Origin of the sequence: Pseudomonas sp. HS6-2, assembly GCF_049325675.2 — a bacterium.
Taxonomy (GTDB): Bacteria; Pseudomonadota; Gammaproteobacteria; order Pseudomonadales; family Pseudomonadaceae; genus Aquipseudomonas; species Aquipseudomonas putida_N.
The window spans coordinates 5100319-5116514 of sequence record NZ_CM143906.1 but is presented as its reverse complement, the minus strand read 5'-3'; the positions used below and the strand labels follow the sequence as shown (position 1 = coordinate 5116514).

At 62.2% G+C, this 16196-nt stretch carries 12 protein-coding genes and 2 pseudogenes; 6 read left to right on the top strand and 8 right to left on the bottom strand.

Annotation, left to right across the window (positions count from 1 at the left end; translation table 11 throughout):
- Positions 1-48: 48 nt before the first annotated feature.
- On the bottom strand, positions 49-426 hold the full coding sequence (mvaT, locus tag ACOKS3_RS23870) for a histone-like nucleoid-structuring protein MvaT (protein WP_027917937.1): 378 nt from the start codon (positions 424-426) through the stop codon (positions 49-51).
- A gap of 297 nt (positions 427-723) precedes the next feature.
- Here mvaT and purU point away from each other — a divergent pair, with 297 nt between their 5' ends.
- Positions 724-1575: a formyltetrahydrofolate deformylase gene (gene purU / locus ACOKS3_RS23865; protein ID WP_060508491.1), complete on the top strand. Its 852-nt coding sequence runs from the start codon at positions 724-726 to the stop codon at positions 1573-1575.
- A 189-nt stretch (positions 1576-1764) separates the two neighbouring features.
- Here purU and ACOKS3_RS23860 read toward each other — a convergent pair whose 3' ends face one another.
- The 5 genes and pseudogenes from ACOKS3_RS23860 to ACOKS3_RS23840 form a co-directional block, all read right to left on the bottom strand.
- Complete coding sequence (locus ACOKS3_RS23860; protein ID WP_422764181.1) at positions 1765-2757, bottom strand: lysylphosphatidylglycerol synthase transmembrane domain-containing protein; 993 nt, start codon at positions 2755-2757, stop codon at positions 1765-1767.
- Positions 2754-3518: a DUF2334 domain-containing protein gene (locus tag ACOKS3_RS23855; RefSeq protein ID WP_103449307.1), complete on the bottom strand. Its 765-nt coding sequence runs from the start codon at positions 3516-3518 to the stop codon at positions 2754-2756. The genes ACOKS3_RS23860 and ACOKS3_RS23855 overlap by 4 nt, the downstream gene beginning before the upstream one ends.
- Positions 3511-4632: a glycosyltransferase family 4 protein gene (locus ACOKS3_RS23850; protein WP_103466503.1), complete on the bottom strand. Its 1122-nt coding sequence runs from the start codon at positions 4630-4632 to the stop codon at positions 3511-3513. Before ACOKS3_RS23850 ends, ACOKS3_RS23855 begins: the two co-directional genes overlap by 8 nt.
- 196 nt (positions 4633-4828) lie before the next feature.
- Positions 4829-5425 (bottom strand): annotated as a pseudogene (locus ACOKS3_RS23845) (methyl-accepting chemotaxis protein); the annotation flags it as partial.
- Positions 5426-5686: 261 nt separating this feature from the next.
- Positions 5687-6703, bottom strand: a pseudogene (locus ACOKS3_RS23840) (HAMP domain-containing protein); the annotation flags it as partial.
- A gap of 166 nt (positions 6704-6869) precedes the next feature.
- Here ACOKS3_RS23840 and ACOKS3_RS23835 point away from each other — a divergent pair.
- Positions 6870-8345, top strand: a complete 1476-nt coding sequence (locus tag ACOKS3_RS23835) for a helicase HerA-like domain-containing protein (RefSeq protein WP_422764180.1) — start codon at positions 6870-6872, stop codon at positions 8343-8345.
- 52 nt (positions 8346-8397) lie between these two features.
- Here ACOKS3_RS23835 and ACOKS3_RS23830 read toward each other — a convergent pair whose 3' ends face one another.
- The gene (locus ACOKS3_RS23830; protein WP_079226693.1) at positions 8398-9870 is read right to left on the bottom strand and encodes an inorganic phosphate transporter; all 1473 of its coding nucleotides are present in this window, start codon (positions 9868-9870) and stop codon (positions 8398-8400) included.
- 315 nt (positions 9871-10185) lie between these two features.
- Positions 10186-10386, bottom strand: a complete 201-nt coding sequence (locus ACOKS3_RS23825; RefSeq protein ID WP_103449311.1) for a hypothetical protein — start codon at positions 10384-10386, stop codon at positions 10186-10188.
- A gap of 454 nt (positions 10387-10840) precedes the next feature.
- On the opposite strand from ACOKS3_RS23825, the gene pcaR reads away from it, so the two are divergent.
- The 4 genes from pcaR (at position 10841) to ACOKS3_RS23805 (ending at position 16187) form a co-directional block, all read left to right on the top strand.
- Positions 10841-11716, top strand: coding sequence for a pca regulon transcriptional regulator PcaR (gene pcaR, locus ACOKS3_RS23820; RefSeq protein ID WP_181004539.1), 876 nt, complete (start codon positions 10841-10843; stop codon positions 11714-11716).
- A gap of 291 nt (positions 11717-12007) precedes the next feature.
- Positions 12008-13351, top strand: coding sequence for a 4-hydroxybenzoate transporter PcaK (gene pcaK / locus ACOKS3_RS23815; protein ID WP_422764179.1), 1344 nt, complete (start codon positions 12008-12010; stop codon positions 13349-13351).
- Positions 13352-13503: 152 nt separating this feature from the next.
- On the top strand, positions 13504-14709 hold the full coding sequence (gene pcaF / locus ACOKS3_RS23810) for a 3-oxoadipyl-CoA thiolase (RefSeq protein WP_181004564.1): 1206 nt from the start codon (positions 13504-13506) through the stop codon (positions 14707-14709).
- Positions 14710-14897: 188 nt separating this feature from the next.
- On the top strand, positions 14898-16187 hold the full coding sequence (locus ACOKS3_RS23805) for an MFS family transporter (RefSeq protein WP_103449314.1): 1290 nt from the start codon (positions 14898-14900) through the stop codon (positions 16185-16187).
- Positions 16188-16196 lie beyond the last annotated feature (9 nt).

Here is a 16196-nt window from a genome sequence, read left to right as displayed (position 1 = left end):
ATCATGCCGGCGTTCTTGTTTGTATATACAAAGCGTTGCTGTGGCCAATCAGTCCAGCAGGGTCGCCCAGCTTTCAACCACGTCACCACCCCATTTGGCTTTCCATTCTTTCAGGGTCTTGTGGTTGCCGCCTTTGGTTTCGATCACTTCACCGTTGTGCGGGTTCTTGTATTGCTTGACCTTACGCGCACGCTTGGTAGCAACTGGTTTCGCTGCACCGCGTGGGGCTTTGCTCAGTTTCGACTCTGGGTCGAGCAGGGCGATGACGTCTCGCAGCGACTTGGAGTACTCGCCCATCAGGGTGCGCAGTTTGCCTTCGAACTCCAGTTCTTTCTTCAGCTTGTCATCCTGCGACAGGTTGGCCAGGCGGGCCTGAAGTTCCTTGATGGCTTCTTCGGTAGCGCGGTACTCGTTGATCAGGGACATGGAGTGTTCCTTTAATGCGTGTTCAGAAATGTGTGAGGCAATAATAGACAGGCGATACTCTCAAGTAAACATATTATTCGGCACTTAACTGTTAGTAGCCCTGTGACAAAATATCTCAAGATTAAGAAAAATTTACATATGGCCCTGCAGTTGGTCGTGATTGTCATCAGGCTGTAGTAGCGCGCTTTTCGCCCTGCCTTGCCGGGCATGGCGCTGGCGGCGGGCGCAATGATTACTGCGTTTTTTTGGTCGGGCCGCTAGAATGAGCGCCTTTGCGAAGTTCTGGAGTCTTAATTCATGCGCACCTATCGTCTGGTGATCGCCTGCCCCGACCGTGTTGGCATCGTGGCGAAAGTCAGTAATTTCCTGGCCTTGTACAATGGCTGGATCAACGAAGCCAGCCACCACTCCGATGAGCAGAGCGGTTGGTTCTTCATGCGCCATGAAATCCGCGCCGAATCGCTGCCATTCGGTATCGAGGCGTTCCGCGAGGCCTTCGCGCCGATAGCCGAAGAGTTCTCCATGACCTGGCGTATCACCGACTCGGCACAGAAGAAGCGCGTGGTGCTGATGGCCAGCCGCGAATCGCACTGCCTGGCCGACCTGCTGCACCGCTGGCACACCGATGAACTGGATTGCGATATCCCGTGTGTGATTTCCAACCACAACGACCTGCGCAGCATGGTCGAATGGCACGGCATTCCGTTCTTCCACGTGCCGGTCGACCCCAAGGACAAGGCCCCGGCCTTTGCCGAAGTGTCGCGCCTGGTCCAGGAGCATGCGGCTGACGTGGTGGTGCTGGCGCGTTACATGCAGATCCTGCCGCCGCAACTGTGCCAGGACTATGCCGAAAAGGTCATCAACATCCACCACAGCTTCCTGCCGTCGTTCGTTGGCGCCAAGCCGTATCACCAGGCCGCCCTGCGTGGCGTGAAGCTGATCGGTGCGACCTGCCACTACGTGACCGAAGAGCTGGATGCCGGCCCGATCATCGAGCAGGACGTGGTGCGTGTGAGCCACGCCGACAGCATCGAAGACATGGTCCGCTTCGGCCGTGACGTCGAGAAGATGGTGCTGGCCCGCGGCCTGCGCTATCACCTGGAAGACCGCGTGCTGGTGCACGGCAACAAGACCGTGGTATTCGACTGATACCGCTGCGGGGGCTGCATTGCGGCCCCAATGCTTTTGCGGAGACCATGATGGCAATCTCGCGCAACAAACCCACAGCCTCAATTCCCCCCACCCTCGGCGAAGGCTGCCTGGCCCGCTACGACCCAGAAGCCCTGAGCGATGACGACGGCACCGACTTCCCCGATGCCGCCGAATTGTGGCGCCAACTCAACCCGCCTGACCCCGCCAGCGCTCCAGCAACGGACGCGCCAGCAAGCAGACAAACACCGGCCCGCCCGCCAGCAGATAAAAGTAGTAAGTGATCGCCCGCCAGATGACGATCGCCGCTGCGGCTGTCGAACTGCCCACCAGCGGCGTCAGCAGGCTGGCCGAAGTAAGCTCGGCGGCACCGGCGCCACCTGGCAGCAGGCTGAATTGCCCGGCGCTGAGTGACAGCATCTGCACCAGGAAGCTCGGGATCCACGACAGCTCCACCCCCAGGCCCTGCAGGACCAGGTACAACACGCTGTAGCGCAGGCTCCAGTGCATGCAGGTGAGGGTGAACACCAACGCCAGGGTGCGTTTGGGCAGCTGCCAGGTCTGTGCCAGGGCGTCGATGAAATGCAGCACCTTGCGGGCCCAGCGGCGTTTGCGCTTGCCGGGCATGCCCAGGCGTTGCAGCAGTCGCCCGTTGAAGCGCATCACAGCCCGGCGATAACGCAGCAGTACCACGATCATGGTCAGGGCAGCGCACAGCAGCAAAGCGCTGCCCAACAACATGCTTTGTTGGCTGCGCCCCAGGCTGTGGAACAGGGCATAACCGGCAATCGCCAGCATCGCGCAGAAGAAGAACAGCAGGTCGTTCAACTGATCCATGGCAAATACCGCACCACTGCGGGCCGGGCCGATGCGGTCACGGGCGAGCAGGGCCATGAGGGTGATCGGGCCGCCGCTGCCGCCAGGTGTGGTACAGATCGCGAACTCGGTGGCCATCACCACGCCGAGGCTGCGCACACGGCCAAGCTGTGTCGCCTGCTCGCCGAGCAGCAGGCGCAGGCGCATGGTATTGATCACCCAGCACAGCAGAATCATGCCGAGCAGGCTCAGCAACAGCCTGGTGTCGAATGTCGCCAGCCTGGGCAGCAGTTCGTTGCCGCCGAGCAGCGCCGGCACCAGCAAGGCGCCAGCCAGTGTCAGGGCCAGCCAGCCGAAGCGGTTCATGCGATCACCTGGCGCTCCAGCCAGGCCGACTTGGTCAGCGGCTCACGGCCTTGCAGTAGCAGGTTGTCGAGGGTGCGCAACCAGTAGTTGCGCGCCGAGCGGTGACGCATGTCTACCGGGTGCAAGCCAAGACGCAGGGTTTCAGCTGTGCGCCAGTGCCGGCACTGCCAGTCGCAGACCACCCTCGACAGCCCCCGGCGCCACGCGCTGCGTGCGCTCCATACCAGCCCCGGCGCCTCGAATGCGGTGAAGTCCGGCAAGCGATACAGGTGCTGGGGCGTGCTGGTGTAGCGCAGCGGCAGTTGGCTCAGGGCCTGCCGGGTGCCTTGGCTCATCAACCACCCCGGAGCGACGAAACCGGCCACCGGCCAGCCTTGCCCGGCGAACAGGGCCAGGCCTTGTTCCAGGCGCTGCAGGGCTTGCGCCTGGTCAAGGGCATAGAACTCGCCTTCGTGGGTGTAGATACGCCGCATGAAGTATTCGCCGAGGCTGCGCGGCGTGGGTCCGTCGTCGGCATGGTAGAAGCCGTGCAACGCCAGTTCGTCACCCCGGGTCAGGCGTCGCTCGAGCAGGCGGCAGAAGGTTGGTGAGCGGGTCAGCGGGTTGCGGTGATGAAAGTCTGGCACCACCAGCCAGGTCATCGGCACATTGCCCATTTCGTCCACGGCCTGCACGAACGGCTGGTAGTCAGGCCAGGTTTCGGGCGCGATATCGTGCAGCACCAGCATCAGGCTGCCCGAGACCCCTGCGGGCTCAGCCATGGGCGCGTACCTGGGGTCGGTGGCCGAGTACGGCCTGGTAGTGCAGCAGCAGGCCAGCCACCACGTTGTCCCACGAATAGTGCTGCTCCACATGCAGGCGGGCCTGGGCGCCGAGCTTGCGCACTCCTGCTTCGAACGCTTCGCGTACGGCCAGGGCCATGGCCTGGCCATCGTTTGCCCGGCACAGGCGCCCGCAATGTTCGTTGACGATCTCGCCGAAGGCCCCGGCGCGTACCGCGACCACTGGGGTGGCGCTGGCCATGGCTTCGAGGATGACCAGGCCGAAGGTTTCCTGATCGCCGGCGTGCACCAGCAGGTCGGCGCTGGCCATCAGGCGGGCGACTTCCTGCGGCGGGCGGAACTGGTCGATGACGCTGACGTTCTCGGGCACGCTGGCTGGCATGTTGGAACCAACCAGCAACAGGTGATAGGGCTGCCCGAGGTGTTTCATGCATTCGAGCAGCACCGGCAAGTTCTTTTCCCGTGAACCGCGCCCGGCATAGATAAGCAGGCGGCTGGTATCGGCAATGCCCAGCTGGGCGCGCAGATGCGGGTCGCGATGGTCAGGATGGAAGGTCTGCAGGTCGACACCCAGGCGCTGCACATGCACGTCACGTACACCCAGGCGGCGCAGCTTGTCGGCCATCACCAGGCTGGGCGCCAGTACCCGGTCGAAATTGCCATACAACTTGCTGACATAGGCCTCGACATTGGGCGTGAACCAGTTGCCCATGCGATTGCTCACCAGCAGCGGCAGGTCGGAGTGGTAGAAGCCGATCACCGGCACGTCGAGCTTGCGCCGGGCTTCCAGCGCCGCCCAGGCCGTGAGATAGGGGTCGCCGACTTCGATCAGGTCGGGCTTGAGGCGGCGCAGCACGTTGCACCACGGTGCCAGGCGCACCGGGAAACGGTAGCCTTTGCCGAACGGCAGGGGCGGTGCGGGGACCTGGTAGATGCCATCGGCATGGCTGGCGCTGGGGCCGGGGATCAGGAGGCTGTGGCGCACGCCTGGAAGCGCGTCGAGGCGATGGTGTTTGGCGTCGAGGTAAGTCCGCACGCCGCCGCTGGCCGGGGCGTAGAACATGGTGATGTCGGCGATGTGCACGATCAGCATCCCTCCGGGATCGTCTTCGGGTGTGTCATCTGGCGATGACGCGCCTAAAGGTTGACCTTTCTGAAGGATAGTTTGTTCGATCGGGTTGGGTGGGAGGGCAGTGCTGGATTCTGCGCGGCTGAAGCTGCTCCCACAGGGATTTCCACAATCCTGTAGAAGCGGCTTCAGGCGCGAAGCAGGCGACGCGGTCTGACGGTCAGATGCGGAAGCTGCCGACCAGGTGCTTGAGGCGGGTGGCCTGCTGCTCCAAGTCCGAGCAGGCGCGCAAGGTAGCCTGCAGGTTCTCGACACCTTCCTGGTTGAGCATGTTGATCTCGTTGATGTCCATGTTGATCGAGTCGACCACGGCGGTCTGCTCTTCGGTGGCGGTGGCCACCGACTGGTTCATGCCGTCGATCTCGCCGATGCGCACGGTCACGCTGTCCAGGCGTTCGCCGGCCTGGTTGGCGATCTGCATGCTGTCCTGGCTGTGGCGCTGACTCTGGCCCATGGTGTCGACCGACTCGCGGGCTCCTACCTGCAGCTCTTCGATCATGGTCTGCACCTGCTGCGCCGACTCCTGGGTGCGATGCGCCAGGTTGCGGACCTCGTCGGCGACCACGGCAAAACCACGCCCGGCCTCGCCGGCGCGGGCCGCTTCGATCGCGGCATTGAGCGCCAGCAGGTTGGTCTGCTGGGAAATGCTGGTGATCACTTCGAGGATCTGGCCGATGTTCACGGTCTTGCTGTTGAGCGTCTCGATGTGCGCGCTCGAGGTGACAATCAGGTCGGACAGGCGGTTCATCGCGGCGATGTTGCGCTCCACCACCTGTTGGCCTTCCTCGGCCAGCAGGCGCGCGGAGCTGGCGTGCTGCGAAGCCTGGGCGGCATTGCCGGCGATTTCCTGGGCGGCGGCGCCGAGCTCGTTGATGGCCGCAGCGACACTGTTGGTGCGGTTGGATTGCTCGTCGGAATTGGCCATCGACGAATTCGAGGCGCTGATCACGCGCAGGGCCACTTCGTTGACCTGCTCGGTCGCCGACGACACTTCGCGGATCGAGCCGTGGATACGTTCGACGAAGCGGTTGAAGGCCTTGCCGAGAATGCCGAACTCGTCGTGGTTGTGGATGCTCAGGCGCTTGGTCAGGTCGCCTTCACCTTCGGCGATGTCTTCCATGGCGCGGGTCATGGTGTGCAGCGGCTGCATCAGCACGCGGATCAGCAGGCCGAGCAGGCCGATGATGATCACCACCGCCACCAGGGTGGCGATCACCGCCGAGGTGCGGAAGGTGCTGAGCATGGCAAAGGCCTTGTCCTTGTCCACCGACAGGCCGATGTACCAGTTGGCCGAGGGCAGGCCCTTGATCGGGGTGAAGGTCAGCAGGCGAGCCTGGCCGTTGGCGTCGACTTCGGTCAGTTCGCCGGACAGTTTCGGCGTTTGCTGCGGGAACAGATCCGACAGCGACTTCATGACCAGTTCTTTGTCCGGGTGGACCAGGATCTTGCCCTGGTCGTTGACCAGGAAGGCATAACCCATGCCGCCAAAGTTCAGCGAGTTGATGATCTGCACCAGGCCATCGAGGGCCAGGTCGCCACCGACCACGCCAACACTGGCGGAAACCTTGCTGAGGATGCCGATGACCATTTTGTTGGTGGTCAGGTCGATGTAGGGCTCGGTGAGAATCGCACCCTGGGCGTTCATGCCGTCCTTGTACCAGGGGCGGGTACGCGGGTCGTAGCCATCAGGCATCTTGGAGTCCGGACGCACGCTGAAACCACCATCGACCTTGCCCAGGTAGACGGTGAGGAAACTCGAGATCAGGGCATTCTGGCCCATCAGTGTTTCGGCGTTGGCCGGTTGCTGGGCAATGTTCTGCGCCAGGTTTTCCACCAGCTTGATACGGCCATCGAACAGGTTGCGGATGTTGGTCGAAGTGGATTCGCCCATTTCAGCCAGATAATTGTCCAGATTCTCGCGGATCGCATTACGCTGGAGGTAATCGTTGTAAAGGGTGAACAGGCTGAAGGCGAGTATCACGATCAATGACGCAGCCAGAAGGATCTTGTGGCTGAAACGCAGGTTTTTGTTCATGGCGTAATCGGTTCCGCTAAGGTTTTTATCGGGCGTTCGCACGGTGTCGCTGCAAACAGTGCAACATCCCGAAAAGTCCTTTTTCGGTTGCTCCTGTCTATTAAGGCGAATATCACCCAAAGGTATCGGCCGAATTAAGCTAAAGCTTGAGCGGGGGATTAAAGAGATGTCAGAAACATCGACCATAGTTGTAGGCGCAGACCCGGGTGGGCAACCCGTTCAGCAAGCCATGCGCCTCGCCAATCGCCACGGCTTGGTCGCCGGGGCTACCGGCACCGGCAAGACCGTGACCCTGCAGCACCTGGCGGAAGTGTTCAGCGATGCTGGGGTGGCGGTGTTCGCGGCAGATGTCAAAGGCGACCTGTGCGGCCTGGGTGCGGCAGGTGCGCCACAAGGCAAGGTGGCCGAGCGGATCGCTGGCATGCCTTGGCTGGGACACACTCCAAAAGCCTATCCGGTAACGCTCTGGGATGTGGCGGGCCAGTCCGGCCACCCTTTGCGTACCACGCTCAGCGAAATGGGCCCGTTGCTGCTCGGCAACCTGCTGGAGTTGACCGACAGCCAGCAGGCCGCGCTGTATGCGGCGTACAAGGTGGCGGATCGAGAAGGCTTGCTGCTGCTTGATCTAAAAGACCTCAAGGCCTTGTTGGCGCACCTGAAGGACAACCCGCAGCTGCTGGGTGAAGACAGTGCGTTGATGACCACTGGCTCGACCCAGGCCTTGCTGCGCCGGCTGGCAACCCTGGAGCAGCAGGGCGCCGAGGCGTTGTTTGGCGAACCAGCGCTGCAGCTGGAGGACCTGTTGCAGCCAGATGCCGATGTCCGTGGGCGTATCCACCTGCTGGACGCCAGCCGGCTGGTGCATGAGGCACCGAAGGTGTACGCAACATTCCTGCTGTGGCTGCTGGCCGAGCTGTTCGAGCAGCTGCCGGAGCGCGGTGATGCCGACAAGCCGGTACTGGCGCTGTTCTTCGATGAGGCGCATCTGTTGTTCAACGGCACGCCCAAAGCACTGCAGGACCGCCTTGAGCAGGTGGTACGGCTGATCCGTTCCAAGGGGGTTGGCGTGTATTTCGTCACCCAGTCGCCGGGCGATCTGCCAGATAGCGTATTGGCCCAATTGGGCTTGCGTATCCAGCACGGCCTGCGCGCGTTCACCGCCAAAGAGCAAAAGTCGCTCAGGGCCGTGGCGGATGGCTTCCGCCCGAACCCGGCATTTGACAGCCTGGCGGTGCTGACCGAGCTGGGGATCGGCGAGGCATTGGTCGGCACCCTGGAAGACAAGGGCACGCCGGCGATGGTCCAGCGGGTGCTGATCGCACCACCGCAATCGCGGATCGGGCCGCTGAGTACGGCTGAGCGCAGTGCGTTGATAGCGACTTCGCCTTTACTGGGGCGGTATGACAAGGCGATCGACCGGGAGTCGGCGTATGAAATGCTGACCCAGCGCAAAGGAGAGCCAGTGGAGCCGACGCCAGTGCCAAAGGCGGACGAAGAGAGTTTCACCGACAAGGCAGGCGAGTTTCTGCAGAGTGCAGCGGGACAGGCGATCAAGTCGGCAGTGCGCCAGGCGGCCAATCAGTTGGGGCGGCAGCTGGTGCGTGGGTTGATGGGGTCGTTGCTGGGTGGCAAGAAAAGGTAAGCACCCACGAAAAAGGCGCCCTGGGGCGCCTTTTTCAGTGCAGCGGGATCGCTCAGGCCAGTGCCTTGGACGCCAGCCAGAACAGGCCGGCCGCCAGGCCCATCGAGGCCGGCAGGGTCAGTACCCAGGCCAGCAGGATGGTCTTCACGGTGCCGCCTTGAAGGCCGCTCTTGTTGGCGACCATGGTGCCGGCAACGCCGGACGACAGCACGTGGGTGGTCGATACCGGCAGGGCGAACACGTTGGCCATGCCGATGGCGCAGGCCGCGGTGATCTGTGCCGACATGCCTTGGGCATAGGTCATGCCCTGCTTGCCGATCTTCTCGCCGACGGTCAGTACCACACGCTTCCAGCCAACCATGGTGCCCAGGCCCAGGGCCAGGGCGACGGCCACGATCACCCAGAACGGGGCGTATTCGGTGGTAGCGGTCAGGTCCTTGCGCAGCTTCTCGAGGTCGGCCTTTTCACGGGCGTCCAGGCCAGGCAGCTTGCCGACCTTCTTCGCGGTGTCGTCCAGGCACAGCAGGTAGCGGCGCACTTCGACACGCTTCTCGGCATCCAGCGCGTGGTAATCGGTCACGCCTTGCAGCGAGGATTGCAGGGCGGCGATGGTCGGTTCGGTCTGCTGCGGGTTGCAGCTGAACTGCTCCGGCAGGTCGGTCGACTTGGCCTTGCCCAGTGCCAGGAACTCGCCCAGGGTGGCGGCGTTGCGCTGGTAGAACTGGCTCATGTGCAGGGTGGCGTCGCGGGTGCGCTCGATCTGGTAGGTGGTGCTGTTCAGGTCGAGGACAAACTTGGCCGGGACGATACCGATCAGCACCAGCATGATCAGGCCGATACCTTTCTGGCCATCGTTGGAGCCGTGTACGAAGCTCACGCCCATGGCCGAGATCACCAGGACCAGACGGTTCCAGAACGGTGGGTGCTTTTTGTCGTCGAGCTTGCGGCGCTGGTCCGGGGTCTTGTGCATCTTCGACAGCGGGCGCCACCATTTCAGGCCGACCAGCACCAGTGCGGCGACAGCGAAGCCGGCAATTGGCGAGACCACCAGCGACATGGCGATGTCGATCGCCTTCTGCCAGTTGACGCCATCGCCCAGCGGGATGTCGTTGATCAAAGCGTTGGCCAGGCCCACGCCGAGGATCGAGCCGATCAGGGTGTGCGAGCTGGAAGCGGGAATGCCGAAGTACCAGGTGCCGAGGTTCCAGGTGATGGCCGCGGCCAGCAACGAGAAGACCATGGCCAGGCCATGCCCGGTATTCACATTGATCAGCAGTTCGACCGGCAGCAGGTGCACGATGGCGTAGGCCACCCCGACACCACCGAGCAGAACGCCGAGGAAGTTGAACACCCCGGAGAAGAACACGGCCAGGTGTGGTGGCATGGCTTTGGTATAGATGACGGTGGCTACCGCGTTTGCGGTGTCATGAAAGCCATTGATGAACTCGAATGCGAGCACGAAGGTCAGGGCGAGCAGCAGGCTCACCAATACCCAGGCATCCAGTCCGCTGAATAAATCGATCATGAAGGTTGTCTGGCGGTCATAGGGGGGCGGGATTATGCCAGAAAACCTTGGCAATCGATGCACCCACAGCTGACCGATGGCAGCTATGTGAGCACCCTCTTAGCCCGGCAGGTTACGTGATCTGGCGGAAAAAGTTCCGTTAATAATCAAGAAATCGCGAAAAATTCGTTAAATTTCCGGAAAAATCTTGGTGCGGTGACACTTCAAACGGTTGTATGAAATTTGTGTAATTCCATTTCATCCTCGGCCATTCGGTAAAGATCGGCCGCATCGAGGGCGCCTGGCCCGCGACGTGATGACAGTGCAACAGGCAGCTCAGGGCTGCTCGTTGCGCAGTTCCTTTTCCATTTTTTCCAGTTCCTGGCTGAAGGCCTGGTCCTGAACGGTGGCGCGTTTGCGCCAAGGCTTGCGTTCCGGTTCCGGTTGCGCCGCATAGGTAGTGACTTCACCACCGTAAACTTCCTTGTAACGTTCTGCCTGGCGCTCGAGTTCCGCGCGCAGTTCATCTTTCGTCACAGTAATACCTGAATGAGTAGAAGTGGCTGATGTTGCGTGCAGGTGCAAGTTGCCCATGCACGACGTGCTGGTTGGCGGATGAAAGCCGGGCCAGTATTCCATTGCCGGAGTGTCGATCCGGGCCAGCGGAATCGATTATAGCAATCGGTAAATCGTCAAACAGGGATATTTATGTAATAGCGTGCAAAGTTTCAAGGCCACAGCGGCCTGTACAAACTTTGAGCAAACAGCTCCGGGAAGAGTTCACTGCCTTTTTACCCCAAGGCGGAAATAAAACGGCCCCGCACGAGGCGAGGCCGTTGCCTGGGGACTTCTACGGTGGGTACCTGACCAGTCTCTCCAAAGAAGCCACATGTGGCAGGAGAAAGGTATAAGTAAATTTGTCGGCGGTCAATTGCGATTATCGGCCGTTCGTTCGATAATCGCACGAGCCAGCGATTTTTTGAGGTGAGCGATGAACGACGAAACCACGGCCAACGAATCTGCCAACCCGGAGGCGATACGCCCGAGCGCACCCGCACTGGCACCGCCGATCGTGGCCTCGCCGGCCAAGCGTATTCAGGCATTTACCGGTGACCCTGACTTCATGACCTCCCTGGCGCGTGGCCTGGCGGTGATCCAGGCCTTCCAGGAGCGCAAGCGCCACCTGACCATCGCTCAGATCAGCCATCGCACCGAAATCCCCAGGGCTGCCGTGCGCCGTTGCCTGCACACGCTGATCAAGCTCGGTTACGCCACCACTGACGGGCGCACCTATTCGCTGTTGCCGAAGGTGCTGACCCTGGGCCATGCCTACCTGTCGTCGACGCCGCTGGCGGTGTCGGCCCAGCCCTATCTGGACCGCATCAGCGACCAGTTGCACGAGGCTGCCAACATGGCCACCCTCGAAGGCGACGACATCCTTTATATAGCCCGTTCGGCCACGGTGGAGCGGCTGATTTCGGTCGACCTTTCGGTTGGTGGGCGGTTGCCGGCCTATTGCACGTCCATGGGCCGCATCCTGCTGGCGGCGATGGACGACACCAGCCTGCGCGAATATCTCGACCGCGCCGACCTCAAGGCGCGCACCAGCCGAACCCTGAACGACCCCGAGTCGTTGTTCGCCTGCATCCAGCAGGTGCGGGAGCAGGGCTGGTGCGTGGTCGATCAGGAACTGGAACAGGGACTGCGCTCGATCGCCGTGCCTATCTATGATGCGTCCGGGCAGGTGCTGGCGGCGCTGAACGTGAGCACCCATGTCGGGCGGGTGACGCGCAGCGAGCTTGAGCAGCGCTTTCTGCCGATTCTGCTGGCGGCCAGCCGCGACCTTTGTCACCAGTTGTTCGGTTGACGGTGTTGGCGACACTGTTTCCTGTTCGATAAACGCACAGTGTCGCTCCGGGTGAATTGCGCCACCCGCCATCGCTGATTAATGTCTCTCGCAACGGTCGGCTATGCCGACCGATACAAGAAAAACACAAGAGGCGCATCCCATGACCACTGTCACTCGACTGCCGCGGCCGCACCCGTTCGCAGTACCGTTGTATCCAGGCTGATTCAGGCCGCACTTATTCGATATTCAAGCCCTGTGCTCTTGACCCAAGTGCAGTGGCCGACCGTGCCCCCTTTCTGGATAACAACAATGAACCAACCTCACTCTGTCGGGAATAATCTCGACGTCCAGTCGTTCATCAATGAACAACCGCTGTCGCGCTATCAGTGGCGCGTGGTGATCCTCTGCTTCCTGATCGTTTTCCTCGATGGCCTCGATACTGCGGCCATGGGCTTTATCGCGCCTGCCTTGTCGCAGGAGTGGGGCATCGACCGTGCCAGCCTCGGTCCGGTGATGAGTGCCGCGTTGATCGGCATGGTGTTCGGTGCCCTGGGCTCCGGGCCGCTGGCCGATCGTTTCGGGCGCAAGGGCGTGCTGGTCGGTGCGGTGCTGGTGTTCGGTGGTTTCAGCCTGGCCTCGGCCTATGCCGGCAACGTTGACCAACTGCTGGTGCTGCGCTTCCTGACGGGCCTGGGGCTGGGGGCGGGGATGCCCAATGCCACCACGCTGCTGTCCGAATATACCCCGGAACGCCTCAAGTCGCTGCTGGTGACCAGTATGTTCTGCGGCTTCAACCTGGGCATGGCCGGTGGTGGATTCATCTCCGCGAAGATGATCCCGGCCTATGGCTGGCACAGCCTGCTGGTGATCGGTGGCGTGCTGCCGTTGCTGCTGGCCGTAGTGCTGATGATCTGGTTGCCGGAATCAGCGCGCTTCCTGGTGGTGCGCAACCGCGGTAACGACAAGGTGCGCAAGACCTTGTCACCGATCGCGCCGGCGGTGGTGGCACAGGCGGCCAGCTTCAGCGTACCGGAGCAGAAGGCCGTGGCTGCGCGCAATGTGTTTGCGGTGATCTTCTCGGGTACCTACGGCCTGGGCACGGTGCTGCTGTGGCTGACCTACTTCATGGGCCTGGTGATCGTCTACCTGCTGACCAGCTGGCTGCCGACATTGATGCGCGACAGCGGCGCCAGCATGGAACAGGCCGCGTTCATCGGTGCGCTGTTCCAGTTCGGCGGTGTGCTCAGCGCCGTGGGGGTAGGCTGGGCCATGGACCGTTTCAACCCGCACAAGGTCATTGGCATCTTCTACCTGCTGGCCGGGGTGTTTGCCTACGCCGTGGGCCTGAGCCTGGGCAACATCACCGTGCTCGCCACCCTGGTGCTGGTGGCCGGCATGTGTGTCAACGGTGCGCAGTCGGCCATGCCATCGCTGGCTGCACGCTTCTACCCGACCCAAGGTCGCGCCACAGGCGTATCGTGGATGCTGGGCATCGGCCGCTTCGGCGCAATCCTCGGGGCCTGGAGCGGAGCCACGCTGCTGGGCCTGGGCTGGAACTTCGAGCAGGTTCTGACCGCCTTGCTGGTGCCGGCGGCGCTGGCGACGGTGGGCGTGGTCGTCAAGGGGCTGGTGAGCCACGCCGACGCGACCTGATCAGGCGGGGCCGCACGGCGGCCCCGTCATCGGAGATGGATAGCAGGGTAACATTTTGTTCGATAACCGCACGTTTAGTCGATTATCGAATTGTAAGCGACCCCTCAGTCTCCTTAATCTGGGCTCAACGTAGCACCCCTGGCAGGAGAAGCCTGATGCGTGAAGTATTTATCTGTGACGCCATCCGCACCCCGATCGGCCGCTTCGGCGGCGCCTTGGCCGGCGTGCGTGCCGACGACCTGGCAGCCGTTCCACTTAAGGCGCTGATCGAACGCAACCCGTCGGTACAGTGGGACCAGCTCGACGAAGTGTTCTTCGGCTGCGCCAACCAGGCCGGTGAAGACAACCGCAACGTCGCGCGCATGGCTCTGCTGCTGGCTGGCCTGCCAGAGAGCGTCCCGGGCGTGACCCTGAACCGCCTGTGCGCTTCGGGCATGGATGCCATCGGTACTGCTTTCCGCGCCATTGCCAGCGGTGAAATGGAGTTTGTGATTGCCGGCGGCGTCGAGTCGATGTCGCGTGCGCCGTTCGTCATGGGCAAGGCCGAAAGCGGTTACTCGCGCAACATGAAGCTGGAAGACACCACCATCGGCTGGCGTTTCATCAACCCGTTGATGAAGAGCCAGTACGGTGTCGACGCCATGCCGGAAACCGCCGACAACGTGGCTGACGACTACCAGGTGTCCCGCGCTGACCAGGACGTCTTTGCCCTGCGCAGCCAGCAGAAGGCTGCTGCGGCCCAGGCTGCCGGTTTCTTCGCTGAAGAGATCGTGCCCGTGCGTATCGCTCACAAGAAAGGCGAAACCATCGTTGAGCGTGACGAACACCTGCGTCCTGAGACCACTCTCGAAGCGCTGACCAAGCTCAAGCCGGTCAACGGCCCGGACAAGACCGTCACCGCGGGCAACGCCTCGGGCGTCAACGATGGCGCTGCGGCACTGATCCTGGCCTCGGCCGAGGCAGTGAAGAAACACGGCCTGACCCCACGTGCCCGCGTACTGGGCATGGCCAGCGCCGGTGTTGCCCCGCGTGTCATGGGCATCGGCCCGGTGCCAGCGGTGCGCAAGTTGACCGAGCGTCTGGGTGTGGCAGTAACCGATTTCGATGTGATCGAGCTCAACGAAGCCTTTGCCAGCCAAGGCCTGGCGGTGCTGCGTGAGTTGGGTGTGGCCGACGATGCGCCGCAGGTGAACCCCAACGGCGGCGCGATTGCCCTGGGCCACCCGCTGGGCATGAGCGGCGCGCGCCTGGTGCTGACTGCGCTTCACCAGCTGGAGAAGAGCGGTGGGCGCAAGGGCTTGGCGACCATGTGTGTGGGCGTCGGCCAAGGCCTGGCTTTGGCTATCGAGCGGGTTTGACCTGTACCGGCCTCTTCGCGGGACAAGCCCGCTCCTACAAGGGAACCACGCTGCCCCTGTAGGAGCGGGCTTGTCCCGCGAAGAGGCCGGCACCTACGGCACAAGGCCAATTGCCAGCCCGCAAGCGGAACGAGTGTGTTACTAGGTATGTCTAGACTTACCTGTGACCCTCCAGGAGTGAACACGCCATGACCTCAACCTATTACACCGGTGAAGAGCGCAGCAAACGCATCTTCGCTATCGTCGGTGCCTCTTCGGGCAACCTGGTGGAATGGTTCGACTTCTACGTCTATGCCTTCAGCGCGATCTACTTCGCCGCGTCCTTCTTCCCCTCCGACGACCCAACCGTGCAGCTGCTCAACACAGCCGGCGTATTTGCTGCGGGCTTCCTGATGCGCCCGATCGGTGGCTGGATCTTCGGTCGCCTGGCCGACCGCCATGGCCGCAAGAATTCCCTGATGATCTCGGTGCTGATGATGTGCTTCGGCTCGCTGATGATCGCCTGCCTGCCGACCTATTCGAGCATCGGTGCCTGGGCACCGGCGTTGCTGCTGCTCGCGCGGCTGATCCAGGGCCTGTCGGTGGGGGGCGAGTATGGCACCACCGCGACCTACATGAGTGAAGTGGCCCTGCGCGGTCAGCGCGGTTTCTTCGCGTCGTTCCAGTACGTGACCCTGATCGGCGGCCAGTTGCTGGCGGTGCTAGTGGTGGTGATCATGCAACAACTGCTGACCGAGGAAGAGCTGCGTGCCTGGGGCTGGCGAATTCCGTTCGTGGTCGGTGCCATTGCCGCGCTGATCTCGCTGATGCTGCGCCGCTCGCTGCACGAAACCAGCAGCGCCGAAACCCGCAAGGACAAGGAAGCCGGCACCATCAAGGGGCTGTTCCGCAACCACACCGCAGCGTTCATTACCGTGCTGGGCTACACCGCCGGTGGCTCGCTGATCTTCTACACCTTCACCACCTACATGCAGAAGTACCTGGTCAACACGGCAGGCATGCCTGCGAAGACCGCCAGTTTCGTGATGACCGGCGCGCTGTTCCTGTACATGGTGATGCAGCCGTTCTTCGGCATGCTCTCCGACCGCATCGGCCGGCGTAACTCGATGCTGCTGTTTGGTGCGTTGGGCACGATCTTTACCGTACCGCTGCTGATGGCGCTGAAGACCGTGAGCAGCCCGTTCATGGCTTTCGTACTGATCACCCTGGCCCTGTGCATCGTCAGTTTCTACACCTCGATCAGTGGCCTGGTGAAAGCCGAGATGTTCCCGCCGCAGGTCCGTGCGCTGGGCGTGGGCCTGGCTTACGCAGTGGCCAACGCAGCGTTTGGTGGTTCGGCTGAGTATGTGGCCCTGGGGCTGAAGACCATGGGCATGGAGAACACCTTCTACTGGTACGTGACGGCCATGATGGCGATTGCCTTCCTGTTCAGCCTGCGCCTGCCGAAGCAGGCGCAATACCTGCACCACGATGATTAAGGACGTTGC